The organism is Enterococcus sp. DIV0546, from assembly GCF_051712785.1.
Taxonomy (GTDB): Bacteria; Bacillota; Bacilli; order Lactobacillales; family Enterococcaceae; genus Enterococcus; species Enterococcus faecalis.
Genome location: NZ_JBIOPO010000001.1, coordinates 2531609 through 2557001 on the forward strand (window position 1 = coordinate 2531609; position 25393 = coordinate 2557001).

A 25393-nucleotide genomic window follows, 5' to 3' on the forward strand; every position below is an offset into this window, starting at 1 on the left:
ACACCTTGTTTCATTATACTTTTTTTTTCACTTTTTTTAAATGGTTCTATTCAGAAAAAGCCTGTTATTCACTGTGTTCTCATTATTTTTTAGAAAAAAATAAATAAATAGAGCTACGACTGAGACAAAAGCGTTTGTTTACGTAAGAGATAGAAAGAGCGTGGGACAAAAATCACTTTGGATTTTTGCGCCACGCTCAAAAACTGATAAACGTCGGGAACAGAAGCAACTCCTCCTTATTTCTCGGAGTTAAACACTTCTGTCCCGACCTCGTTCTATCTCTATTAAATCAGCGGAACGTTGTTTAACGTTTTTCCGCAGTGACACCCACCGTTGCCCATGGATTATCTTTCGTATCAACTGCCCAAGTAAAGTCAACTACACGGTCGTTGACAGGCAAGACTTCATTTCTGTAAAGCGTTGGGATTACAAACGCTTCATCAATGGCATACTCTTGCCAATCGTAGAAGGCTTTTTTACGTTTTTCTTCATCAAATGATGCTTTTGAATCAATCGCATCAAGTAATTTAGTATTTTCTTCTGACTCAAAACGTGTATAGTTAAAGGCTGAGTTTGGACCATATAAGCCGGTTGGTGAAGGATCTGAACCTGTGCCCCACGCGCCTTGATAGATATCTACTTCTGGGTCATCATTTTTCAATTTATCATAGAATGCTTGGAAATCAATTAAGCGTCCTGTTGTATACGTTACGTTTAAGCCAATTTCTTTCCATTGTTGGACATAGTAATCAGCAAGTGGTTGTGCAGTTTCGCCGCCTGACATTGAAGCAAACTTGATTTCTAGTGGTTTGCCTTCTTTGTCTTCGCGAATGCCATCGCCGTCTACGTCTTTATAACCAGCATCGTCTAATAATTTTTTCGCTTTGTCTAAATCAAGCGTATAGCCTTTCGCTTCGCTATCATGCAAGCTCTTGAAGACTGGTGGAATTAACGTTGTTGCCCCTGTTCGTAAGCCGTTGTAGAATTTTTGGCCGACTGCATCATTGTCAATTGCATAGCCCATGGCTTGACGTAAGCTTTTATCTGCCATTTTAGCTTTTGGATTGTATTTCACTGTATTGGTTTCTTTGTCAAACGTGCCCATTTTAAAGCCAATATACGTGTAGGCTTGTTCGGGACGTCCTAAGATTTGATACCCTTCAGTATCTTTGTATGTTGGATACGTATCTGTTGGCATTGATAATGCAATATCGTATTGTTTCGCTTTCATCGCTTCTACAATGCTCGCAGAAGGAACAGATTTGAACACTAATTTATCTAATTTAGGTTTACCACCGTAGTAATGCTCATTTGGTAGGTATTCAACAGATTCACCTGTCACAATATTACTCATGTAGTATGGTCCAATAGTCACAGGGTTTTTACGAACTGCATCGCTTGATTCCATGTCTTTAACAGCAATTCCTTCAAAGGCATGTTTTGGTAAAACTGAACCCCAAACACCGCCACCTAATTGTTGCATTCCTGGGTGAACTTCTTTATAAGTGATTTTAACTTCTTTATCATTGACTTTTTCTATGCCAGAAATGGTTGGCGATTTACCAGCATGGTAGTCTTCCATGCCAACAATATTCGTAAAGTTATCATCATAACGAATCCCTGTATAGTCTTTATGACCAATGACTTCATAAGAGAAAATCACGTCATCTGCCGTTACATCTTTACCGTCAGACCATTTCAAATTGTCACGTAATTTAATGGTTGCTGTATTGGCATCTTCATCTAATTTCAGATCCGCAGGACCCCCATCGACAATCTTAAAGTCTGCATCATTGTTAAATAATGGTTGTACCGTTGGAAGCATGTATTGTGCATCATAGTTGTCTTGATAAAATTCTTGCTGGAAAAGTCCTTGGAATTGTGTATCCATAACTACAGCGACATCTAATGTCCCGCCATCAATTGCTTTTTTATCATTTTTAACAGCGATTGGCATTTTTGAAATGTCTTCTGTTTCCGTTGCTTTATTGCCCCCGCCTTTATTGCCGCCACCACATGCAGCTAACCCGAATACTAACACAGAAGCTAACGTGATTGCACCTAAAATCCGTTTCTTGTTCATCTCTTTTCCTCCCTCATTTTTTGGCTAATTAGCCTAATCGTTGTCGTGCATCTGCTGAGCGCTTAAATGCTTGTCCAACATAGTTTATACTTAACATCAAGACTAAAATTAGAATTGATGCAGGTAACCAAACCCATTGTTTATTGACTAATACATCCCCACTGCTGGCGTAGCCAATTAAGGTTCCTAAACTTGGGACACTTTGTGGTAACCCGAAGCCTAAGAAAGTTAACGTTGTTTCGATCCCGATATTGGCCGCGAAATTAATCGTTAAGTTCGTAATAATTAATGAACTTAAATTCGGCATAATTTCTCGAAACATAATTTTAAAATCGCTTGTTCCCATTGTCTTAGAGGCACTAACGTAATCTCGGCGCCCTTCAGATAACGTTTTACTGCGGAACAACCGCGCTTTTCCCACCCAATAAAACGCACACATAATCCAAATAAAGGACCAGATACTATATTTAGGAATCACGGAAACGAACACAATAATAATTAACATAATTGGCAAAATCATAATAAAATCCACGATACGCATCAAAATATTATCAATCATGCCTCCATAATAACCGGAAATAATCCCTAAACCGACCCCGATAATAGACGTAATAATCGTAATGGCAAAACCGATTAAAATCGAGTTCCTAGCCCCGATAATCAATTGTCCTAAAACATCACGACCCCCTTCATCGGCACCTAAAATGAACTTGGTGCCATTCATTGTAACGGTACCTGGTTCCACATATTTATCTAAAATACTTACATGCATAACGGCACTTTGGTCTAACACTAACGAACCGATAAAAACGGCTAATAAGATAATGACCAAAAGGATTAAAGAAAACATCGCCATTTTTTCTTTGACGAATTCTCGCGCAATCATCCGAAAGCCCATTGGTGGAATACTTTCTTGTAAGACTTCTTCTCTTTTTTCTTCTGTCAATTCCATTTTTATCACCCTTTCTTCGTGTTTTTTCTACTGAATTCGAATTCTTGGATCAACAATACTCATTACAATATCAGAAATTAAGGTTCCGATAAGGGTTGCCAATCCCAAAATCAACACGAGAGCGGTAATAACGGAATAGTCACGTTGAATGATACTATCAATAAATAATTTTCCAATTCCTGGGAAAGCAAAAATCTTTTCAATAACGACTGATCCGGCAATCAAAGCAGTAATTTCATAACCTAATTGAGAGGCAATTGGTAATGCTGCATTTCTAAAAATGTGTCGATTAAAAATTTTATTCGTTGGCACTCCTTTTGAACGAGCAGTACGAACAAAGTCCATGTTTTTAACATCAATCACTTCACTGCGCAAATATTGAATAGTGACCGCTGTCCCTAGCAACGCTTGAGTGACCCCTGGTAAAATTAAATGCTTCAGTTTATCTAAATAATACGGCCACGTTCCCTCAGCCAAACCAACAGTCACGGTTCCACTCGTTGGGAACCAGTCTAAGCGATACCCAAAAATAAAGAGCATAATCAAGGCAAAGATGAATAATGGCACAGCAAAACTGAAGAAGTTGTAGATAACCACCATTTTGTCAAACCATGAATTTTGGTAACGGCCAGCAATTAAACCGAAAGGAATGGCGATTAAATACGTGATTATAACTGACACAGCGGCCAATGCAATCGTATTCCCCACCCGACCAGCAATGAGCGTGGCCACAGGTAACTTAAAGATAAAACTATGCCCAAAATCTCCATGTAAGGCATTGCCAATCCAACGGAAATATTGTTCGTACCAAGGATCATTTAACCCGGCAGCTTCGCGCATGGCTTCAATCACTTTCGGGTCTTGGTTCGGATTAATCAATCCTGTAAACGGATCACCTGGCATCATTTTAGCCAACAGGAAAATCAAGACACTTAAAATAATCACTTGCGGAATCATCAATAACAAACGGCGTAAAATTGTTTTCCACATTATTCAGCACCTCCATTTTTTAACGCTACTTGGTGGGTTGGACTAATCGCATGTAAGTTATAAACCCGCCCATTTTCATCATAATAGTCTTTATGATTTTCCCGATACTCTTGCTCAACTCTTCTTCGTTCTTCTTTGTGAGCTTCTCGGTTCGCTACGTCAATTTTAGGAATTGCTGAAAGTAAGCGTTTGGTATAAATGTGTTGTGGATTAGTGTAAATATCTTGGCATGTACCGATTTCTACAAAACGGCCTTTGTACATAATGGCAATGTTGTCACACATATGTTTAACTACGCCCAAATCATGGGAAATAAATAAGTAACTTAACCCATATTCCTGTTGAATGTTTTTCATAAAATTCAATACCTGTGCTTGCACAGATAAGTCCAGTGCTGAAACAGGTTCATCTGCAATAATTAATTTGGGGCTGGTAGCCACTGCTCGGGCGACGCCTAAACGTTGGCGTTGTCCACCAGAAAATTCATGAGGATATTTGTACAACGCATCTTCTGGCATCCCCACAATATCCAACAAACTTTTGACTTTTTTCTTTTCTTCTTGGTCACTTAACCGTTCAAAATTTCGAATTGGTTCAGCGATAATATCTAGTACTCGTTTTTTAGGGTTTAAACTTGACATCGAATCTTGGAAAATCATTTGGACATCTTTGTTGTATCCAATCGCTTTTCGACTTCGCGGCTTGGTTACATCTTGTCCTTGATAAATAATTTCACCATTTGTAATTTTTTCTAAACCAATAATTGCTTTTCCTGTCGTTGATTTTCCAGAACCCGATTCACCAACTAACCCATACGTTTTACCTTGTTCAATCATGAAATCCACACCATCAACCGCCAAAACATGATCAGTGATTCGATTGAAGAAGCCGCTGCGAATTGGATAATGAACTTTTAAATCTTTAATTTGAATAATTTCTGTCATTACGCTTCCCCTTCCCCGTCTCTAAAATGAAAATGTTTATAACATGTACAACGAACATAATGATTCGGTGCAACTTCATGTAATGTTGGATTTTCTTCATGTTCCGATGCATCAATCCAAGGAATTCGTGGGGCAAACCGACAACCTTTTCTAGGTAATTTGGTTAACGAAGGAACAATCCCTTCAATCACATGAAGTTCTTCTTCATCTGAATTCTCTTGGGGAATGGACTGAAGTAAGGAACGTGTATATGGATGTTTCGGATGACTAAACAATTCTTCAGCAGTGGCTACTTCTACAAACTGACCCGCATACATAACCGCTACACGATCAGCCATTTCCGCAACTACACCTAAGTCATGGGTAATTAAAATAATGCCGCTCCCTGTTTCTTCTTGTAAATCTTTTAACAAATCGAGAATTTGTGCCTGAATGGTAACGTCTAAGGCCGTTGTTGGTTCATCTGCAATTAAAATCGGTGGTTTACACGCGATTGCAATGGCGATAATTACCCGTTGACGCATGCCGCCAGACAATTCATGAGGATACTGTTTCCCGACACGCTCTGGGTTGGGAATCCCCACTTGATCTAACAGTTCAATGGCCCGTGCTTGTTTTTGTTGTGCGGTCATTTTGGTATGATACGTGAGACTTTCTTTAATTTGGTCTTCAATTCGCATGAGCGGATTCAGTGCAGACAACGGATCTTGGAAAATCATCCCAATATCGTTTCCTCTGACTTTGTTGTACAGTGTTTCATTAAACGTAGTTAAGTTTAAATTGTTGTATAAAATTTCCCCAGTAATTTTGGTATGATTGGGATCATGTAAGCCCATAATCGTTGTTGCTAAGGTACTTTTTCCACAACCAGATTCTCCGACGATTGCCAGAATCTCATTTTTCTTCAATTCAAATGAAACATCATCGACGGCATTATAATAATCATCTTTGATTCTAAATGCTGTTTCTAATCCTGAAACCTCTAGTAATTGTTCATTTCCTTGCATCCATACGCACCCCTTACGTCCTTTCAAAAACATTATATAAATTAACTAATATTTAATGATAGCACTTTCTAATTTTTATCAATGTTAATTTACAGCTCATTGTTTTTTCATAATTTTATAGAATTATTCCATAAAAAGCAAGATAAAATAACTTTTTTCGCAGTTATTTTTTTACATGTATGATTTTTTTTACAAAAATATGTGTAAAAATAGCCTTATTGCTTAATAAAATAACCATTATGTACGCAAAAAAAGTCGATTAACAGGAATGTTAATCGACTTTGTCTTATTATTTTTTATGAATTACTCACAATATAATCTACAGCGGCACCAACTGTTTCAATTTTTTCTGCATCTTCATCTGAAATCTCTGTTCCAAATTCATCTTCAAGTTCTAAAACAAACTCCATTACGCTAATTGAGTCAGCGTTCAAATCATCTTTAATGTTTAATTGATCTGTTACTTGATCCGCTTCAATATCAAAGTGGTTTGAGATAATCTTCGCTACTTTTTGAAGTACTTCTTCACGAGTCAACTGTATTCACCTCCACTGCTTTTGAAAAAAGGTTCTTTCTTTTACTAAAACGCTAAGATACATTGTACTCACAATTTGGGTATTTGTCCATCTTTTTTTCATTTGAGTAACAAACTGATGTCAAGACAATTGCAAATTACTCTGCTTTGCCTTCATAATATTCCACTAATTGTGGGACAACTTGGGTTTCTAACATTGTATGAATTTGACGAATGGTGTAGCGGACAGCATCAGGACCCGTGGCCCCATGCGTTTTAATGACTGGCGCTTTTAAGCCAAATAAAACCGCTCCCCCATGTTTTGAGTAGTCCATTTCGTCTTTCATGCCACGCAACGCATTCTTTAATAATAAGGCGCCCATTTTTCCTTTGACACCTTCAGAAAGAATCGCTGTTTTCAGCAAGTTCATCATGTTCATAGCTGTGCCTTCGATGGATTTTAAAACGGCGTTTCCTGTGAAGCCATCTGTCACCACCACGTCAGCTACGCCATTTAATAATTCTCGTGCTTCAACGTTTCCGACAAAATTAATCGTTTCATCTGCTGCTAACAATTCGAAGGCTTTTTTCGTTAATTCACTGCCCTTTGTTTCCTCAGTTCCGTTATTTAATAGACCGACACGAGGATTCTGAACGTTCCGAACTTTTTCAGCATAGAATGAACCTAAAACGGCATACTGAACCAAATGTTCTGGTTTATTGTCTGCATTGGCTCCTAAATCTAACATGTCAAAGCCTTTGTCTGGTTCTCCCATGACAGGTAAAGTTGACATCAAACCGGGACGTTCCACATTTTTGATGCGGCCGACAATGAACAGACCCGCTGCTAATAGCGCTCCGGTGTTGCCTGCAGAAAAAATCGCATCGGCTTCCCCATTTTTAACTGCTTGCGCTGCTAAAACCATGGAAGCAGTTTTCTTACGACGGATTGCTTTAACTGGCTCATCGTCACTAGCAATTTTTTCATCGGTATGAATAATCGTAATGTTTTTTTCATCGGTGATGTATTTTTTTATTTCGGCTTCTTTTCCATATAATTGAAATTCAATGTCTGGGAAGTCTTGTTTGGCTAGCATAACCCCTTCAACAATTGCTTGTGGGGCGTTATCTCCACCCATTGCATCTACAGCAATTTTCATGAGTGATTCCCTCCTACTTTTTTGTTTCCTAACAAGTATAACATATTTTTTTCAAAGAAATACGCATTGGCTTTTACTTTCTGGCTTCAAAAATTACCTCTTCTAATCGAAAAATTGGGCTGCCTCATCTTGGGGTTTCACTCGATTGGCTAAGCCTTGATAAGCAGGATATTGCCACCACTCTTTCACTTGCCATAGGGCACTTGCTTCTTGGCGCGCAACTTCTAAAATGTTAAAGTCCGTCACGATATCTCCTACCGCAAATTGAGGCACCCCTGATTGCCGTGCACCGAACACTTCCCCAGGTCCGCGAAGTTCCAAATCACGCTCACTCAAGACAAAACCATTGGTGGTTTCTGTCATGATTTTCATACGCTCAACGCCCATTTCATTTTTCGGATTGGCCACTAAAATACAATAAGATGCACTGGAGCCACGCCCCACACGGCCCCGTAACTGATGTAACTGTGCTAACCCAAACCGGTCCGCATCCATAATTAACATCACCGTGGCATTTGGTACATTCACGCCAACTTCAATAACGGTGGTAGAAACCAATAATTGCAGCTGATTGTCTTTGAACTCCTGCATAATGTCATCTTTTTCTTGGTTTTTCATTTTACCATGTAGTAATCCCACTTGATATCTTGGGGAATAAAAGCTTTGCATATGTTCAAAAATTTCTGTTGCGTTTTTCACATCTAAGGCTTCTGATTCTTCAATCAAGGGACAAATAATATAGGCCTGATGTCCTCGAGCTAGCTCTTTTTCCATCCATTCTAAAACAGTATCTAACTGCGGCGGCCGAATCCAACGTGTTTCGATTGGAATCCGTCCAGCTGGCATTTCATCAATGATTGATACATCCATTTCGCCATAGGCTGTAATGGCCAGCGTTCGAGGAATCGGAGTGGCCGTCATGAATAAAACATCTGGTTTTAAGCCTTTTTCTCTTAATATTTTTCTCTGATTCACACCAAAACGATGTTGCTCATCGGTGATTACCAAACCTAATTGATGGAAACTGACATCTTGTTGTATCAAAGCATGGGTCCCTACCACAATGTCAATCTCGCCATTGGCCAGTTCTTCGAGGATTAGACGACGTTCTTTCGTTTTGGTGGAACCTGTTAATAAGGCCGTTCGCACTTCTAATGGATCAAACAACTGCTGTAAGCTTTCCATGTGTTGCTGCGCTAAAATTTCAGTCGGAACCATCAACGCTCCTTGAAAGCCAGCGGTCATGGTGGCGTATAGCGCAATCGCAGCCACTACCGTTTTCCCACTCCCCACGTCACCTTGAAGCAATCGTTGCATATGCTTTGGACTTCGCAAGTCTCGACAAATTTCATTGGTCACTTTTTTTTGGGCGCCTGTCAATTCAAAAGGCAGTCCTTGGGTGAACGTTTTTAAGCGATCCACGTCATATTGAATAGCTAAACCATTTTTTTCCGCTTTTTCTTGTTTCTTCAATCCTTGCATTTTAAGTTGGAAAAGGAAAAACTCTTCAAAGACTACTCGTCGTTTAGCTTGATGGCTTTCTTCTGGATTACTGGGAAAATGCATCGCCCACATTGCTTCTTTTCTAGGCATCAAGCGGTACTTTTCTAATAAATCATTTGGTAAAATCTCTTCAATCAGTGAACCATACTCTTCAAAAGCAGTGCGGATTAACTGAACCAACGTGCTTTGGCGGACTTTTTTATTCACATGATAAATGGGGGCGAAATCTTCATTGTCTCCTTTAGAAGCTAAGATTTTCATGCCATTTAATGATTTTCTCTTGGCATCCCATTTGCCATAAACAGCAATTTCTTCGGAAAGAACTACTTTGTCTTTTAAAAAAGGTTGATTGAAGAAGGAAACATTAATGACCGCATGTTCTTGCATCATTCGAAACGTTAACCGGCTCTTCTTATAACCGTATCGACTAACGACTGCTTCCGAAACCACTAGCCCTTTTAGCGTAACTTTTTCCTGATCCTGAATCTCGCTTAAATCCTTTTCTTGGATATCATCGTAGCGGAAGGGATAATACGTCAATAAGTCTTCAATTGTAGCAATCCCCAGTTCTTGTAAATTTTCAGCACGTTTTGGGCCAACACCGGGCAATACGCTGACTAAATCTGTGATGTCCATAAAATCCCCTCCTCATTAATATACGCAAAAAAATGGATCATTCATTAAATAGGCTGGTTCATTAGCCCTAACTAATGAACCAGCCTATTCGTTTTTATTTTTTCATCACGAAAACCTATTCTGCTGAGAATAAGTATGGATACACAGGTTGTCCACCTTCATGAAGTTCTGTTTCTAGTTCATCGTTTTCAGAAACTAAAATAGCGATTAGCTTTTCAGCTTCTTCAACCGAACCATCTTCGCCGACAATAATTGTCACGATTTCAGTGTCTTCATCAATCATGCGGTTCAACGTGTCTAATGATGCATTAAAACGATCTGCTTCAGAAACGACGATTTTGCCATCAATCATTCCTAAGAAGTCATCTTTTTTAATTTCAACGTCATCAATGGTTGTGTCACGAACAGCTGTGGTTACTTGACCACTCACAACGCTGTCTAACATTTCCGTCATACTTGCTTTGTTTTCTTCTAATGATTGTTGATCATTGAAAGCTAACATTGCTGTCATTCCTTGAGAAATGGTTTTAGATGGAACAACCGCTACTGGTACATCGGCAACTTCTGCTGCTTGATCAGCTGCCATAAAGATGTTTTTGTTGTTTGGTAAAATAATGACTTGCTCTGCATTCACTTCTTTGACTGCTTTTAAAATATCTTCCGTACTTGGGTTCATTGTTTGGCCACCACTAATAATGTAGCTTGCACCTAAACTTCGGAATAATTCTTGAACGCCTTCACCGGCTGCAATAGCAATCACAGCAAACGGTACGCGAACTTTTTCAGTCAACGCTTCTTGCTGAGCATCGCGTTCAACTAACGTTTCATGTTGTAAACGCATATTGTCTACTTTTATTTTTACTAACGAACCAAATTTTTGGCCGTAGTTCATCACTTCACCTGGATGCTCAGTGTGCACGTGAACTTTGATAATTTCGTCATCGTTAACGACTAATAGAGAATCGCCTAGTTCATTTAAGTAGTTTCTGAATGTTTCATAATCAAAAGCGCTGTCCACGGTTGGGCCTTCGCCGATACGAACCATAATTTCTGTACAATAGCCAAATTTAATGTCTTCTGTCGCAACGTGACCACTAACACCACGATGATGTTCAGCATTAACCATTTCGTCCATTTCGGCAGGACTTGGTTCATACGTTTCAGTTGGTAAAAATTCACCACTAAGCGCTTCTAAAAATCCTTCATAGATAAATAGTAGTCCTTGACCCCCACTATCTACAACGCCGACTTCTTTTAGGACAGGTAATAAATCAGGTGTTTTCGCTAAGGCACGTTTAGCGCCTGCTACAACAGCTGTCATAACTTCGATACAGTCATCTGTTTCTTTCGCTTTACGTTCACCAGAACGCGCCGCTTCACGAGAAACAGTTAAGATTGTTCCTTCAACGGGTTTCATCACTGCTTTATACGCTGTTTCTACACCATGTGTAAATGCAGCGGCCAAGTCTTTGGCGTTTAATGTTGTAACCTCAGGAATTTGTTTTGAGAAGCCACGGAATAATTGAGATAAAATAACCCCAGAGTTTCCACGAGCACCCATTAATAACCCTTTGGATAACGCACCTGCTAATTCTCCTACTTTTTCAGAGCGAGAATCGGCCACAGCCTTTGCACCACTGGTCATTGATAAGTTCATATTTGTTCCTGTATCACCATCGGGTACAGGGAAAACGTTTAATGAGTTGACATATTCTGCATTTGTGTGCAGACGAGTCGCACCTGCCTGGACCATTTCCTGGAACTGACCTGCGCTGATTTCTGTTACATTCACCTAAAAAATCCTCCTTCAGATTTACCGCTAACGGCAACACACGACTTCCTTGTGCAATTGCATCGTTGACAGTACACTACCTCTAATCCGGTAATACACGAACTCCTTGAACAAAAACGTTAACTGAATTCGCAGTGACACCTAATAATGTTTCAAGATTATATTTTACTTTTTCTTGGACGTTACGAGAAACTTCAGAAATTTTTGTACCATAACTAACAATCGTGTAGACATCCACTGCGATTCCGTTGTCTTCTTGACGAACAACGACACCACGTGAGTAATTCTCACGACGTAAAATATCGTTTAAGTTATCTTTAATTTGATTTTTGCTTGCCATTCCGACAATTCCGTAAATATCTGTCGCAGCTCCGCCAACTACTGTAGCGATCACATCATTGGTAATCTCAATGGTACCTGCGGGTGTTTGAATTTTTACAGCCATTGATGAAAGCCTCCTTATAAGAGCACATTCGCCCTATTTTCTTCCATAACATTTTATCATATCCAGCCTTTAATTAAAAGGAAGTTCGTCAGATATTATAGACCCTTCCTCATAATTACCAACATTTGTACAATTTACAACGTTTGTCGTGCATTGTCAATGCAGAAAAAGACAAGATTCGACTTGGTTCATTGAATCTTGTCTGCTGATTTTAGAGGTTTTTCATGGCTCTCACTGAGACTAAACATCTTTCTCCATTACTCATTTCGACAATCCGTTCGCTTTTTATAACTTTACTTATATGCTTGCGGTTGATTAAATATGATTTGTGACAACGATAAAAGTCATTAGACTGTTCTTCAATCTCCTTTAAGGAACCATAAAATTCAATTTCTCCGTTTTCAAGATGTAAAACGATTTTATGCGATACGGAAGAAGATTCAAAAAAAATGATTGTTGCCATATCTACAGACCGAATGGTATCGCCGTCCTTAAATTTAAATAATTTTTTTGTATCTCCACGTTCACTAGTTATACGTTCATGAGCCAATTGAATATTTTCACAAATTTTCTGCTGTAGATGTTCTTTGTTGTCTTTAATGATATAATCCAGCGCTTCCACTTTATACGTAAACGTCAGATAGGACAGTTCCCCATGTGTTGTGACAAAAACGATTTTACCTAAATTATCGTAGTCTCTGATTTTAGCTGCTAAGGTTAATCCTGACATTTCATGTTGTAAATCAACATCTAGAAAATATAACCCAATTATTCTAGACTGACTTTTGACAAATTCAAGTACTTCTAACGGATTTCCTGTTGAAAAAACCAGTTCCATATCAAGACTTTCCATCATTATGTAATTTTTAACATAGGTTTCCAACATTTGTCGTTGTCGCCAATCATCTTCGCAAATAATAATAGAAATCACCTTATTCGCACCTCCTATTGTTTTCAATCGTCAATTTTTGAGTAAACCATCCATCACTGATGGAGGTAGCTAGTTGAACATTATTTAGGGATTGAAGCAATTCTTGAACATTACTCAATCCCATTCCTCTATCAGTGCCCTTTAATGAAAAACCGCGTTGCTTAAGTAGATGGAATTTTGGTAAATTTTTCCTACATGAATTTTGGATAATAATATGTACAGCAGAGGCATCTTTATATACAGCGATTACAAGCTTACCCTCACCTAAAAATTCGATTTCTTCTATAGAGTTATCTAAAAAAATACCTAGTATTCTAACCAAAGAAATTGAATCAATGGCTAATTCTTCAATTGGTTCAGTCACTTCTAACTGTACATCCATTCCTTTTTCTTGCGTTGAAATCAACTTAGACACAAGGAGACTTTTAACTTCTCTTACTCGAATGTTTCCAATCGCTTCTAACTTGAACCCATTTTGGTCAATGCATTTTGATGCTTTCTTTATTTTACTGAAATAATAGTCATTAAGACTCTCGTAATCTCCACTTACAATAAAATCTTCTAATGAATTTAGGATATTTTTATAATCATGCCGAAACTTCCGAATCTCCTTGAATTGTTTCTCCATTGCCTCCATATATCTCTGATTTTCTAAATATTCTGTTTCCTTCTGTTGAATATCATATTTATTTTTGAGCGAACTAAGATACACAATAAAAGAAATTAATGAAACAACTAAATAGAGCGTGAGAAAGATTGAATTTACTACAATTATTTCCTTGTTATTCCCCAAATATTTTCCTAAAATCAGGCTGGTATAGTAGATAATCATTGTGCCGATTCCTATCAAATTAAAAAGCAGAAGACACTCATTGATAATAGAAAACTTTTTTTCTAGTTTTTTTATCCCCTTTATCATTAATATCGTCAGAATTACTGATAGTGCTAGCCGAAATGTACTATGTAAAAACATGGTTAAATTACTTGAAAAAATTAATTCTGTGCCAAATATTTTTTCCTTTATAAAGGATACAAACTGACCACTTATAGCTGAAATAATGACGATATAAGAATTTATACCTAAAACTTTAATAAGGCTTTTAGAGATAAAAAAATAACCTAAAATTATTATACTCAAATAAATCCAAGCAAATCCATACATTCCTATAGCAGAAATTATTTTGCCATTCAAAATTGCGATAACCATCAATCCGAAAATACTATGTAAAGTAATTTTTTTATTAAGCCTTACTACTTTTGACTTTAGATAATTAAAGAACACTTGAACCACTGCCGTGATATTACTTAGAATAAAAACAAACCTCGCCAAATTAAAACCTCCTTATATTTCAGTTAATAAAAAAAGTATATACTCTAATAAAAGACAATTCAAGCTTTCTTTACAAGTGAAACTGAGAAAAAGTAGATTTCGGTGCCCGACTATTACGCTATAAACAAAAATTGTACACTCGCTATACTGAGTGTACAATTTCAATTACTTTTTTATTTATCAAAATAAATGTTTTATACATGAGAGTTGCGACAAGACTTTTTATACTCATCTAACATAATATTTCCCAGATTTAAACGCTTTTTTGAAAACATTTATAAGTTTATCTCCACTATAAATAAATACGCCCCCTTGATAAACACTTTTGCCTAGAAACGCTAAAATCATAGTAAAGACCAGATTAATTCCCATCGCTACAGCAAAAGCATTTAACGATGCATCCCCCAGCATATAACGTGCGTACATGACTATCGGTGATAGATACGGTATATAAGATGAAATGATAGTCGCTTGGTTACTTCCTAATCCAGCTGCAAGAATCATTACCATAAACATCGCAATAAATAAAGGAATAATCAAAATATACATCAACTGTTGAACTTCCTGAACAGAGGAAACAACAGAACCTAAAATAGCAGCCGTAACAGAATATAGCAAATAACCTAAAACGAAACATATGATAGCTAAGATGATTGCTTGACTATTTTTGCCTTCACTCAAAAAGTCAAATACTCCTGTACTATCTCCAAAAATTCCATAAGATGCATACGCAGCCCCAAAAATTGCTGCTGCTTGCGTTACCCCAACTAGCCCAATGCCAACAATTTTACCAATTAAATGCTGAACTGGTGTAATTGTTGTGAGTAAAATTTCCATAACTCTTGAACTCTTTTCCACCGAAATGTCTTGGGCAACCATTGTAGAAAAGAGCATAACTGCAATGTAGAGAATAAAACCAACAATATAAACTAGTATTAATGTTTGAACCGAATTATCTTGATTTCCAGCTAAAGATTCTAAGGATAAACGTGTGCTTTCATTCAAAAACTGTTGTTGCGTCGCATCAATATTTAATTGATTTAATTTAATCGATTGATTTACAGTGGTTACAAGACTTTGTAATTGTTCAGACACATTATATTGGAGAGCTCCTTCGTAATAAATTTTTCCTTCGTATAGATCAGCGCTACTCTTTTCAATTTTCAAAATGGTTTTACTCGCTCTATCTTTCAGCTCTTTCTCAGCATCTGATAACTTTTGACCGCCGTCAACAAAGTTCAGATTGGTACCTTTACCAACTTCTTTCAGCATAGTAACAGTCTCTTGATTATTTGAAACAACAAGGATGGTTTCTTTACTTGGTTCCTCTTTTTTTAGAATCCCTTCATAATTCATTCCCAAAAATGTCCCTACCATCAAAACCAACAGTATAATAACAAACACTTTTGACACGACTTTTTGTTTGTATGTTTCTAAAGCAATCGTCACTATATTTTTCACTTTACTCACCCACTCTTTCTAGAAAAATATCATTTAACGAAATTGGCTCAATTCTGAATTGCTGAATATTTTCTGATTGAAAAATAAATTTTTGAATTTTCTTCGCAGTACATTCATCTTTTACATAAAAAGAAATAACATCATTTTCTTCTTTATACGATTCTATTTCAAAATCTTGTTTTAATATTTCTCTGTCAAAATCAGCCTGAACAATCACTTTTCTTTTATCCGTTTCATCTTTGATTTCTTTTAAATTTCCTTCTAAAAGAACCTCACCCTTTTTCATCATACAAATGTTTTCACAGATTTCTTCTACGTTTGCCATTTGATGAGAGCTGAAAATTATCGTAGCACTATTTTCCTTCAAAAAAAGAATTGCTTCTTTTAGTTGATTCGCATTAATCGGGTCTAGCCCAGAGAATGGTTCATCCAAAATGACAAGCTTGGGTCCATGAATGATCGACGCAATAAATTGAATCTTTTGTTGATTCCCTTTTGACAATTCACTAATTTTTCGATCTACGTTCTTTTGTATCTTAAAAAAATCCAGCCAAAAGAGGATACTTTTTTCAATTTCTTTCTTTTTCATTTTACGGAGCTTCCCAAAGAAAGTTAATTGTTGTCTCACCGTTCTTTTCGGATATAGGCCACGCTCTTCTGGAAGATAACCGACCTCTTTAGCATCAAAGCGATCAACTTTACGTCCCTGCCATGTTATTTCCCCTTCATCAGGAGAGTAGATGCCTAAAATATGGCGGAAAATAGTAGTTTTACCTGCACCGTTTGCGCCTAAGAAGCCGTAAATTTCGCCTTCTGGAATAGTCAAATTGATTCCTTTAATAATTTCCTGCTCATTCATTTTCTTTTTCAACTTTTTAATTTCTAAGCTCATATTTTCCTCCTTTTTCATTTATCTAAGTACTTTAATTATATTAATCAAACACGGAACACTACATTTTTTTCTTGAACTCTTAAATTTTCATCTTTATCGTCTTACGTTTGTGCATGGATTTCTTAAGTATTTAAAATCAGACAATGAAAAACTATCACCTGACAAGCTACTTTTGTTGTTAGTCACTAAAAATCTTCTTGCAAATCAGTGCCTAATATGATAAATTAAGTTAGTATGAGCTGAATATTATCGCTCCAAGATCAAGGCAAAGGAGGAAACTTAAAATGGCAAAAGTATGTTACTTCACTGGTCGTAAGACTTCAAGTGGTAATAACCGTTCACATGCGATGAACTCAACAAAACGCACTGTGAAACCTAACTTACAAAAAGTTCGCGTATTAATCGATGGTAAACCTAAAAAAGTTTGGGTGTCAACTCGTGCTTTGAAATCTGGTAAAATCGAACGTGTTTAATAAACTTAAATAAGCAAAGCTGGACGTTCGTTGTTCGGCTTTTTTTATTGCATAAAAAAAGAGGTTGGACCTTCATCGCATTGATGAAGGTCCAACCTCTTTTTACTTGTCTTTACTTTGAATAACCGCAATCATCCCTGCATCGAAGGAAAAAGCAGCGGCTTCTTCGATAAATTCATTACTTGCATACGATGTTGGGTAAGGAACATCTTGATTGGTTAATAAATATTTACTGCGTCGTAGCGTCAAGTTTTCTACAGGCGTCAAACAGCAGTAGGCCAGATATTCTTTATCTGGCTCTTTTGGTACGATATACGAACCAGGGGCGTAATACTGGATGCTATTTTGACGATCGCATAGACGGATTTGACGAAGTACGCCTTGAAATCGTGGTTCAAAGGGTAACCAAAGATTGGCTAACAGGTGGTCAATTCTGCCCCCTGTCGCACCGATAATCGTCATCTCTGCTTGTGGAAATCGTTGTAAAGCTTCTTGAAGCGCTAATTGTGTATCTGTATCATCTTTTTCAGCAGGTGCTTGAATGAGTGTTTCGGCAGTTTCTTGGACAAAATGGTATTCTTCTCGTGATAATGAATCAAAATCGCCCACCGCTAATTGTAACGGTAAATCGGCCTCTAATAAATGGAGACAGCCGCGATCAATACCTACGAAATAATCATACGTAGCTGGTTCAATGGTTGGCCAATCACTTGGCTCGCCGCCAGCTACCAGTAAGACACGACTCATTTGTCTAGCACTGCTCTCAGTGCATCGATTCGTTCTTGAGGATTTTCAGCATTATAAATGTATGAGCCTGCAACGAACACTTCCGCACCAGCTTCTTTGCAACGTGCGGCAGTTTCAGGAACAATCCCGCCATCGACTTCAATTTCATAGGTGTATCCTTTTGTTTCTTTCCATTCTTTTAATTGAGCAATTTTTTCTAGTGAGTTTTCAATAAATGATTGTCCGCCAAAGCCTGGATTGACAGTCATTACCAAGACTTGATCTGCCAAATCTAATACATTTTCGATCATCGAAAGTGGTGTCCCAGGATTGATGGTTACGCCAGCTTTCACACCCGCATTTTTAATCATTTGTAAGGCACGATGAATATGGGGTGTTGCTTCTTGATGGACGGTAATAATATCCGCACCGGCTTCCGCAAAGGCATTGATATAGTTTTCAGGTTGTACAATCATCAAATGAACATCCAATGGTAGTTTTGTCACTGGACGAATCGCTGAAACGATATTCGGTCCTAAGGTAATGTTGGGTACAAATTGACCGTCCATGACATCAACATGAATATAATCTGCTCCTAATTCTTCTACTAAACGGATATCTCTTTCTAAATTGGCAAAATCGGCACTTAAAATGGATGGTGCTAGTTTCATTTGGCTCGCTCCCTTTATATTTGCTATGATTTTTTCTTATAAACAGGTCGTCGATTCTCGATTTCCATTAAAAACTGTAAATAATTTTCGTAACGACTCGTCGCAATGGTTCCCGCTTCCACTTGACGTTTCACTTCACAACCAGGTTCTTTGTGGTGCATACATTCACGAAACTTACAGTGAGAGGCCGCGGCAACAAATTCAGGAAATTGCTTTGGTAATTCCACTGCTTCCATCTCCAAGAAATCGATGGCACTAAATCCTGGTGTATCAGCAACCAAACCGTCGTATAACGGAATCAATTCCACGTGACGGGTCGTATGTTTGCCCCGTCCTAAAGATTGGGAAATTTCCGCAGTTGCTAGTTGTAATTCTGGTGAAATTTGATTCAACAATGTTGATTTTCCAGCGCCTGATTGTCCCATAAAAACAGTCAACCGTTCTGGGAAAAAGCGTTCTAATTCTTTGGTGGCTTCTACGTCTTCCGAAGCGATTACCGCATAACCTAACGCTTCATAAATCTGTTTAATTTCAGTGACTTCTTGACGTTGCGGCTCATCTAATAGATCAACTTTCGTTAAATAAATAACTGGTTCTATATCCTTATACTCTAAGCTGACTAAGAAACGATCCAACAAATTAAACGAAAAATTTGGCGAAACCATACTCATGACAACCACACCTAGATCCACATTTGCAACAGGCGGGCGCACTAATTCATTTCGTCTTGGTAAAATTTCCAACACATAACCATCTGTTAAATTATCGCTTTCAAAAAGCACTTCATCTCCCACGAGTGGCGTAATTTTTCGATTACGAAAATTCCCTCGCGCTCTTGTTTGATATGTTTCTCCATCTGCGTATACATAATAAAAACCGCTTAACGCTTTTCTGATTTGACCTTTCAGATAAACCACTCCTAACTACTTTCGAATATACAGGATAGTGGCAGAGAAATCAAGGGAGCCTCTCGATTCTATTAATTAAAAAGAGCCTAGGACATAAGTCGAAATGACTTACCTTCCTAGACCTAAATCTTAAGATAAATGGCGAGACAGGAGCAGCTTCTTCTTATTGCTGAGAAACACTATTTGAAAAGCAAATAGATGTTAAACAGTACCTACTTGGTTCTTGAAGCTAAACACTCCTGTCCCAACCTCTTGTCTTAATTACTCGTACTACTTTCACTAGTGGTGCTTTTTGAATCATTTGCTTTTGAATAATAAACTGTAACAGAGTCGCCTTTTTTGACTTTGCTGCCAGCGGATGGGCTAGTTCGTTCAACGACTTGGCCATCGCCAGAGCCAGATAATCCTTGTTCATTGATTTTAAGGCCAGCGTTATTGATGCTGTCTTCTGCAGCTTTTGGCGAATAACCTGAAATATCAGGAACAGTTACTGAGTCACTGCCTTTGCTGACATGTAAAGTAATCGTGTCATTTTTCGGATCAACAGCGGTACCAGAAGCTGGTTCTTGACTAATCACGGTATCTTTTTCAACTTTGTCGCTTTCTTCGTCCACTCGTTTAATTTGAGATTCTGGGATACCTAAAGCAATTAAGCGACTTACCGCATTATCGTAAGAAATTCCGCTATAATCAGAAAGTGTCACTTTGTCGCTACCTTTACTTACATATAACGTCACTTGGCCATTTTTAGGTGTCACGGTGCCACCTGGTGCGGGGTCTTGCGTAATGACTAAACCTGGTTCTACCGTATCGCTTGCTTGGTCGACACGCGTAATTTGAGATTCAGAAATGCCTAACTGTGCCAGTGCATTTACTGCATTTGTGTAAGAATAACCGGCGTAACTAGGCAAAGTAACCGCTTCTGGTCCTTCACTGACCGTTAAAGTGACGTTGTCTTTTTTCGGATCAACTTTTTTACCTGCAGCTGGTTTTTGTTTAATAATGTTATCCGTAGACACAGAATCACTGTATTCTTTTTTCGTTGTAATTTGGTCTTCTGAAAACCCTAGTTTTTTCAAGGCTTCGACAGCAGATTCATACGATTCGTTTGTATAATCGGCCATCTCAATTTTTTCTGTTCCAGAGCTGATGTACAAAGTAACAGATCGGCCTTTTTTCACAGATGATTTTGCTTCGGGGTCTGTTTTGACCACCTTGCCTTCTTCAATCTTATCGTCGGGAATTTTTTTGGTTTCACTATCGACTTTCAGCCCGGCACTTTGTAGCGCTTGTGAAGCGGCCGCTTTCGTTTCATTTGTAACATCAGGAACTTCAACGTCTTTACCACCCGACATTGCAAAGGCTAAGCCACCTATTGCTAAAGCAATTAATGCCGCAATTGCTAAGCCAATCCACAATTTTTTACGGTTTTTCTTCGGTGGTTGTTCAGCTAAAATGTCATCTGCGATATCTTCTGGGACTTCGACAGGCGTTGTCTCTTCCGGTTCAGCGATGTCTTCGGGAATCGGAGTTAATACTTTCGTTTCTCCTAATAAAGCCGTTGGTTCCCACGCAGGTTCATTTAAACGACTGGCTGACAAGGACGTGTATAAGTCTTCTGCCATCTCATTCGCTGTTTTGTAGCGATCGCTTGGGTCTTTTGCGGTTGCATGACGAACCACATTTTCCAATGATTGAGGAATCCCTGGATCAAACATTTTGACAGAGGGAATTTCTTCTTGAAAATGTTTTAAGGCAATCGTTACGGCTGATTCACCATCAAACGGTACATTCCCCGTTAACATTTCATAGAGAATAATTCCCACAGCGTAAATATCTGATTGGTTAGTCGCCATGCTTCCGCGCGCTTGTTCTGGCGATAAGTAATGCACCGAACCTAACATTGTGTTCGTTTGCGTAATTGACGTTTCTGACAAAGCAATCGCAATCCCAAAGTCAGTAATTTTGACTGTGCCGTGTTCGTCAATCAGAATGTTTTGCGGTTTTAAATCCCGGTGAATAATTCTATGTTCATGTGCCATTGCGACAGCAGATAAAATTTGTTGCGTAATGTCCACAACTGTGGAATAAGGAATTGGGAAATGCGTTTGGATGTAACGTTTTAAGTCCATTCCTTTCACATATTCCATGACTAAATATTGTAGTCCATCTTCTTCGCCTACATCGTACACACTGACGATATTCGGGTGAACCAGCTCAGTTGCGGCTAGTGCTTCACGCTGAAAACGTCGGATGGCGGCTTGATCGTTTTGGAAGTCAAAGCGCAAGACTTTTACTGCAACGTCTCGGTCTAAAATTAAATCGTGTGCTAAATAGACGTTGGCCATGCCGCCGCTTCCGATGCTGCCAATAATGTGATATCGACCATTCAGCTTCTTGCCGATTTCTATCATTGGTTTTCCTCCTTCTGTTCGTCAAAGTGTATCACTAACACGGTAATGTTATCTAAACCACCCGCTTCATTTGCTTGGGCAACGAGTTGGCTTAATTTGGATTCTAAGGGATCTGACGTCTCTAAAATTTCTAAAATTTTTGTCTCAGGAACCATATTGGTTAAACCGTCCGAACATAACAGTAAATAGTCATTAGGCAGCCATTCATGATTGGTTACATCGACTTCGACAGTGCCAGGCATTCCCAAAGAACGTGTTAGGACATTTTTTCGTGGATGATTTGCAGCCATCTCACGAGTAATCTCCCCTGATTTTACTAGTTCATTCACTAAAGAATGATCTTCTGTTAATTGTAACATGTGTTGGTCACGAACTAAATAAGCACGACTGTCCCCCACATTTGCTAAGACAAATGAATCCGGTAAAAGGATGGCACCAACCACGGTTGTCCCCATTCCTAAATACTCTGGTTTCGATTGTCCGCGTTCATAAATTTTTTCATTTTCCTTTTGAATTGCTTGAATTAACCACTGTGCAGATTTTTCAGCTGAGTCGACAGACGCATTGGACCAACTCTCACCTAAATTATTGACTGCCATTTGGCTAGCGACATCACCTGCTTGGTGACCACCCATGCCATCTGCTAAAACAGCAAAGGTTATGTGTTGTTGGTTCTCAAAAACGTTGGCATAATCTTGGTTCGTATTTCTTTTGCGACCGACATCTGATTGAACGTTGATTTCCAAATTATTTCACCTCATTTGAACTAACTTTCCGCATACAGCAAATAAAGAAGCCATCTGTCATGTATTGATGGGGATACAGAACCAGTTCTTGCTCTTTTACTACTGCTTGGACATTTTCATTTGCAACAATTTCAATTTTTTCAAATTCAGGGTGTTTGGCTAAAAAGGCTGCCACCACTTCCTGATTTTCTTCTGGCGTAATAGTACAAGTGCTATAGACCATTATACCCCATTGTTTTAGTGTTGGGGCAACACTTTCTAAGATTTCTAACTGAATTTTAGGTAAATTTTGAAAATCATTGGCCGTTTTATGGTATTTAATGTCTGGTTTACGGCGCATTAGCCCTAAGCCTGAACATGGCGCATCAACTAAAATCCGATCAAAGGTTGCTGCGGGAAATTCTTCTGCCACTTGTCGCGCATCAAGCTTTTCTGCTTGGACGACATCCGCCACATGGAGGCGTTGCGCATTTTCATTAATTAGCTTAATTTTGTGCGCATGAATATCTAAAGAGGTCACACGACCACCTGCTTCAGCCTCTAAAAAAGTTGCGATATGAGTCGTTTTACCACCAGGAGCCGCGCAGGCATCCAAGACACGATGATGCGGTTCAATTTGCATCGCTGGAGCCACGAGCATAGAGCTTTCATCTTGAATAGTTAAACAACCGTTAATAAACAGTTCACTGCCAGCTAAGTAGCCTTTTTCAGCGACAACACCATAAGGGGAAAGTTGACTTTCCTTCGCGGCAATCCCTGTTTCTTGTAATTCTTCCAGCGCTTCTTCTCGTGAAATAAACCGTGTGTTTACTCGGCCACTCGCATGACTTTTTTCAAATAATGACAAACCTAACTGCCGTGTTTCTTCTTCGCCTAATTGGGCAAGTAATTTTTCTGTTAACCAACGTGGCATGCTAATTTCCGTTGCTAAACGATCAACTGGATCGCTAATTGCGGCCAAACTAGGTGCTCCATTTCGTTGGAACGCCCGCAGCACGCCATTCACGAATTTACCAATCCCAGGATTGCCACGACGTTTGCCAATTTCAACCGCTTCATTAATGACTGCATGATCAGGCACTTTATCTAAATAAAGTAATTGATATAACGATAAAATCAATAAATTTTTCACCCAATTATCGACTTTTTGCGGTTTCTTAACAAATGGTGTTAAGTAGTATTCCAACAATAATTTGCGACTAATTGTGCCGTAGACAAGTTCTGTAAACAAGCGGCCATCTTTCTCGCTTAGTTCTGATTTTGTCATCATTTCATTAAGTAAAAGATTGGAGTACGCCCCACCTTTATCCACACGTTCGATGGTTTCTAAAGCAACGTATCGAACAGAACGTTTTAATTTCTTGGGGATTTTTTCAGCCATTTTTGTTAGTCCACCTTATCTTTTTCTGCGACATTTTGACCGACGCCATTTAAAAATTCTTGAATCGTTAATTGACCTTTACCTGCTGGTTGCAGGCGATCAATTTGAAGAACTGTCCCTTCGCCACAAGCAATCCATAGCGCTTTTTTACTACGTTGGATAATCGTTCCTGGGGCGCTGGTTGTTGTTTCAGTCAGTGGTGTCACTGCCCAAATTTTCCAGTTGGTCCCTTGATAGGTTGTGAACGCTGTTGGCCAAGGACGCATACCACGCACTTGGTTATCAATTGCCTCAGCAGTTTTTTGCCAGTCAATTCGTTCTTGTTCCCGGGTAATATTGGGTGAAAAAGTAGCCTCTTCTTCCACTTGTGGAATAGGCGTGATTTCGCCAGCAATTAGCTTGGGTAACGTTTCTAATAAAAGTTCTTTTCCTAGAATGCTTAATTTTTCAAACATGGTGCCTACATCGTCTTGTTTCGTAATCGGAATTGCACGTTGCGATAAAATCGCGCCAGCATCCATTTTTTTCACCATTTCCATAATCGTGACGCCTGTTTCTTTTTCTCCTTCAATAATCGAGTAATGTACAGGTGCGCCGCCACGATATTTTGGTAAAAGTGAGGCATGGACATTAATCGCACCTAGTTTGGGCGCTTTTAAAATTTTCTCTGGTAAAAATTGACCAAAGGCTGCTGTCACAATTAAATCTGGTGCTAAGTCAATCACTTTTTCCATTTCAGGAGAACCTGAAATTTTCTCTGGTTGTAAGACTAATAAGTTATGTTTTAAAGCTGCTTCTTTGACAGGCGTTGGGGTAATCACTTTTTTTCGGCCAACTGGTCGATCTGGTTGCGTGACAACCGCTTGAACGTCATAGCCTGCCTCGATTAAACTTTCTAAAATCGGAACAGAAAAGGCTGGTGTGCCCATAAATACAATTTTAGTCATCAAAATGTTCCTCCATATACGCTTCTAAATCTTCTGGTGCAATTTTCTCAATCATTTTGTCGATAAATAACTCGCCATTCAAATGATCAATTTCGTGTTGAAAAGCTCGAGCTAAATAGCCGTAAGCCGTAACTTCCATTTCTTCACCTTCACGGTCAAAATAACGGACAGTCACTTCATCTGCTCGTTCAACGGTTCCATATGTTTCTGGAATACTTAAACAGCCTTCCACATCAATACTGGTTCCTTTTTTTTCAATAATCACAGGATTAATTAGTTCAAAACGACCAGATTCTTCATCGATTTCAATCACTGCCATTTGCAAATTTTTCCCAATTTGCGGGGCCGCTAAGCCAATCCCATCATGGGCCAGCATTGTTTCATACATATCCTCTAGTAACTGCACAATTTCATCGGTAATAATCGTCACAGGTTGAGCCTTCATTTTTAAGTGTTCGTTCGGGTGAATCACAACTGGATAGCGCAT

General features: G+C 38.6%; 23 protein-coding genes. 1 reads left to right on the plus strand and 22 read right to left on the minus strand.

Annotated elements, in window-relative coordinates; genetic code table 11:
* Window positions 1–304: 304 nt before the first annotated feature.
* The 14 genes from opp2A to IGJ24_RS12355 all read right to left on the minus strand — a co-directional run bounded on the left by opp2A (window position 305) and on the right by IGJ24_RS12355 (window position 16640).
* The gene (opp2A, locus tag IGJ24_RS12290) at window positions 305–2083 is read right to left on the minus strand and encodes an oligopeptide ABC transporter substrate-binding protein Opp2A (RefSeq protein WP_002365357.1); all 1779 of its coding nucleotides are present in this window, start codon (window positions 2081–2083) and stop codon (window positions 305–307) included.
* A gap of 28 nt (window positions 2084–2111) precedes the next feature.
* Window positions 2112–3035 carry an oligopeptide ABC transporter permease Opp2C gene (opp2C, locus tag IGJ24_RS12295; RefSeq protein WP_289865699.1) on the minus strand — a complete coding sequence of 308 codons (924 nt, stop codon included), beginning with the start codon at window positions 3033–3035 and terminating at the stop codon, window positions 2112–2114.
* A 27-nt stretch (window positions 3036–3062) separates the two neighbouring features.
* On the minus strand, window positions 3063–4025 hold the full coding sequence (gene opp2B / locus IGJ24_RS12300; RefSeq protein WP_289865701.1) for an oligopeptide ABC transporter permease Opp2B: 963 nt from the start codon (window positions 4023–4025) through the stop codon (window positions 3063–3065).
* Entirely contained in the window at window positions 4025–4969 is a 945-nt protein-coding gene (gene opp2F / locus IGJ24_RS12305) for an oligopeptide ABC transporter ATP-binding protein Opp2F (RefSeq protein ID WP_438775409.1), read from the minus strand. Before opp2F ends, opp2B begins: the two co-directional genes overlap by 1 nt.
* Entirely contained in the window at window positions 4969–6009 is a 1041-nt protein-coding gene (opp2D, locus tag IGJ24_RS12310) for an oligopeptide ABC transporter ATP-binding protein Opp2D (RefSeq protein ID WP_002367425.1), read from the minus strand. The genes opp2F and opp2D overlap by 1 nt, the downstream gene beginning before the upstream one ends.
* Window positions 6010–6272: 263 nt before the next feature.
* Window positions 6273–6512 (minus strand): acyl carrier protein, encoded by a 240-nt coding sequence (gene acpP, locus IGJ24_RS12315; protein WP_002354939.1) that lies wholly within the window; start codon window positions 6510–6512, stop codon window positions 6273–6275.
* Window positions 6513–6648: 136 nt separating this feature from the next.
* Window positions 6649–7650, minus strand: coding sequence for a phosphate acyltransferase PlsX (gene plsX, locus IGJ24_RS12320; RefSeq protein ID WP_289865703.1), 1002 nt, complete (start codon window positions 7648–7650; stop codon window positions 6649–6651).
* Window positions 7651–7752: 102 nt separating this feature from the next.
* On the minus strand, window positions 7753–9789 hold the full coding sequence (gene recG / locus IGJ24_RS12325; protein ID WP_002372822.1) for an ATP-dependent DNA helicase RecG: 2037 nt from the start codon (window positions 9787–9789) through the stop codon (window positions 7753–7755).
* A 115-nt stretch (window positions 9790–9904) separates the two neighbouring features.
* The gene (locus tag IGJ24_RS12330) at window positions 9905–11581 is read right to left on the minus strand and encodes a DAK2 domain-containing protein (RefSeq protein ID WP_002354936.1); all 1677 of its coding nucleotides are present in this window, start codon (window positions 11579–11581) and stop codon (window positions 9905–9907) included.
* 82 nt (window positions 11582–11663) lie between these two features.
* The gene (locus IGJ24_RS12335) at window positions 11664–12026 is read right to left on the minus strand and encodes an Asp23/Gls24 family envelope stress response protein (protein WP_002354933.1); all 363 of its coding nucleotides are present in this window, start codon (window positions 12024–12026) and stop codon (window positions 11664–11666) included.
* Window positions 12027–12237: 211 nt separating this feature from the next.
* Entirely contained in the window at window positions 12238–12957 is a 720-nt protein-coding gene (locus tag IGJ24_RS12340) for a LytR/AlgR family response regulator transcription factor (RefSeq protein ID WP_002413786.1), read from the minus strand.
* A gap of 1 nt (window position 12958) precedes the next feature.
* Window positions 12959–14287 carry a sensor histidine kinase gene (locus IGJ24_RS12345; RefSeq protein ID WP_025186211.1) on the minus strand — a complete coding sequence of 443 codons (1329 nt, stop codon included), beginning with the start codon at window positions 14285–14287 and terminating at the stop codon, window positions 12959–12961.
* 228 nt (window positions 14288–14515) lie between these two features.
* Complete coding sequence (locus tag IGJ24_RS12350; protein WP_289865705.1) at window positions 14516–15757, minus strand: ABC transporter permease; 1242 nt, start codon at window positions 15755–15757, stop codon at window positions 14516–14518.
* Window positions 15750–16640, minus strand: coding sequence for an ABC transporter ATP-binding protein (locus tag IGJ24_RS12355; protein ID WP_002370094.1), 891 nt, complete (start codon window positions 16638–16640; stop codon window positions 15750–15752). The genes IGJ24_RS12350 and IGJ24_RS12355 overlap by 8 nt, the downstream gene beginning before the upstream one ends.
* 284 nt (window positions 16641–16924) lie before the next feature.
* On the opposite strand from IGJ24_RS12355, the gene rpmB reads away from it, so the two are divergent.
* Window positions 16925–17113: a 50S ribosomal protein L28 gene (gene rpmB, locus IGJ24_RS12360; protein ID WP_002354928.1), complete on the plus strand. Its 189-nt coding sequence runs from the start codon at window positions 16925–16927 to the stop codon at window positions 17111–17113.
* Window positions 17114–17215: 102 nt separating this feature from the next.
* Here the strand turns inward: rpmB and IGJ24_RS12365 are convergent, their stop codons facing one another.
* The 8 genes from IGJ24_RS12365 to def form a co-directional block, all read right to left on the minus strand.
* On the minus strand, window positions 17216–17860 hold the full coding sequence (locus IGJ24_RS12365; RefSeq protein ID WP_002415652.1) for a thiamine diphosphokinase: 645 nt from the start codon (window positions 17858–17860) through the stop codon (window positions 17216–17218).
* On the minus strand, window positions 17857–18510 hold the full coding sequence (rpe, locus tag IGJ24_RS12370) for a ribulose-phosphate 3-epimerase (protein WP_002354925.1): 654 nt from the start codon (window positions 18508–18510) through the stop codon (window positions 17857–17859). Before rpe ends, IGJ24_RS12365 begins: the two co-directional genes overlap by 4 nt.
* A 23-nt stretch (window positions 18511–18533) precedes the next feature.
* On the minus strand, window positions 18534–19427 hold the full coding sequence (gene rsgA, locus IGJ24_RS12375) for a ribosome small subunit-dependent GTPase A (protein WP_002359046.1): 894 nt from the start codon (window positions 19425–19427) through the stop codon (window positions 18534–18536).
* A gap of 248 nt (window positions 19428–19675) precedes the next feature.
* Window positions 19676–21832: a serine/threonine protein kinase IreK gene (ireK, locus tag IGJ24_RS12380; RefSeq protein WP_002380961.1), complete on the minus strand. Its 2157-nt coding sequence runs from the start codon at window positions 21830–21832 to the stop codon at window positions 19676–19678.
* Window positions 21829–22578: a Stp1/IreP family PP2C-type Ser/Thr phosphatase gene (locus tag IGJ24_RS12385; protein WP_002354922.1), complete on the minus strand. Its 750-nt coding sequence runs from the start codon at window positions 22576–22578 to the stop codon at window positions 21829–21831. Before IGJ24_RS12385 ends, ireK begins: the two co-directional genes overlap by 4 nt.
* A 1-nt stretch (window position 22579) precedes the next feature.
* Window positions 22580–23959, minus strand: a complete 1380-nt coding sequence (gene rsmB, locus IGJ24_RS12390; protein ID WP_016618593.1) for a 16S rRNA (cytosine(967)-C(5))-methyltransferase RsmB — start codon at window positions 23957–23959, stop codon at window positions 22580–22582.
* A 5-nt stretch (window positions 23960–23964) separates the two neighbouring features.
* The gene (gene fmt, locus IGJ24_RS12395; protein ID WP_002365369.1) at window positions 23965–24906 is read right to left on the minus strand and encodes a methionyl-tRNA formyltransferase; all 942 of its coding nucleotides are present in this window, start codon (window positions 24904–24906) and stop codon (window positions 23965–23967) included.
* Complete coding sequence (gene def, locus IGJ24_RS12400) at window positions 24899–25393, minus strand: peptide deformylase (protein WP_002371656.1); 495 nt, start codon at window positions 25391–25393, stop codon at window positions 24899–24901. Before def ends, fmt begins: the two co-directional genes overlap by 8 nt.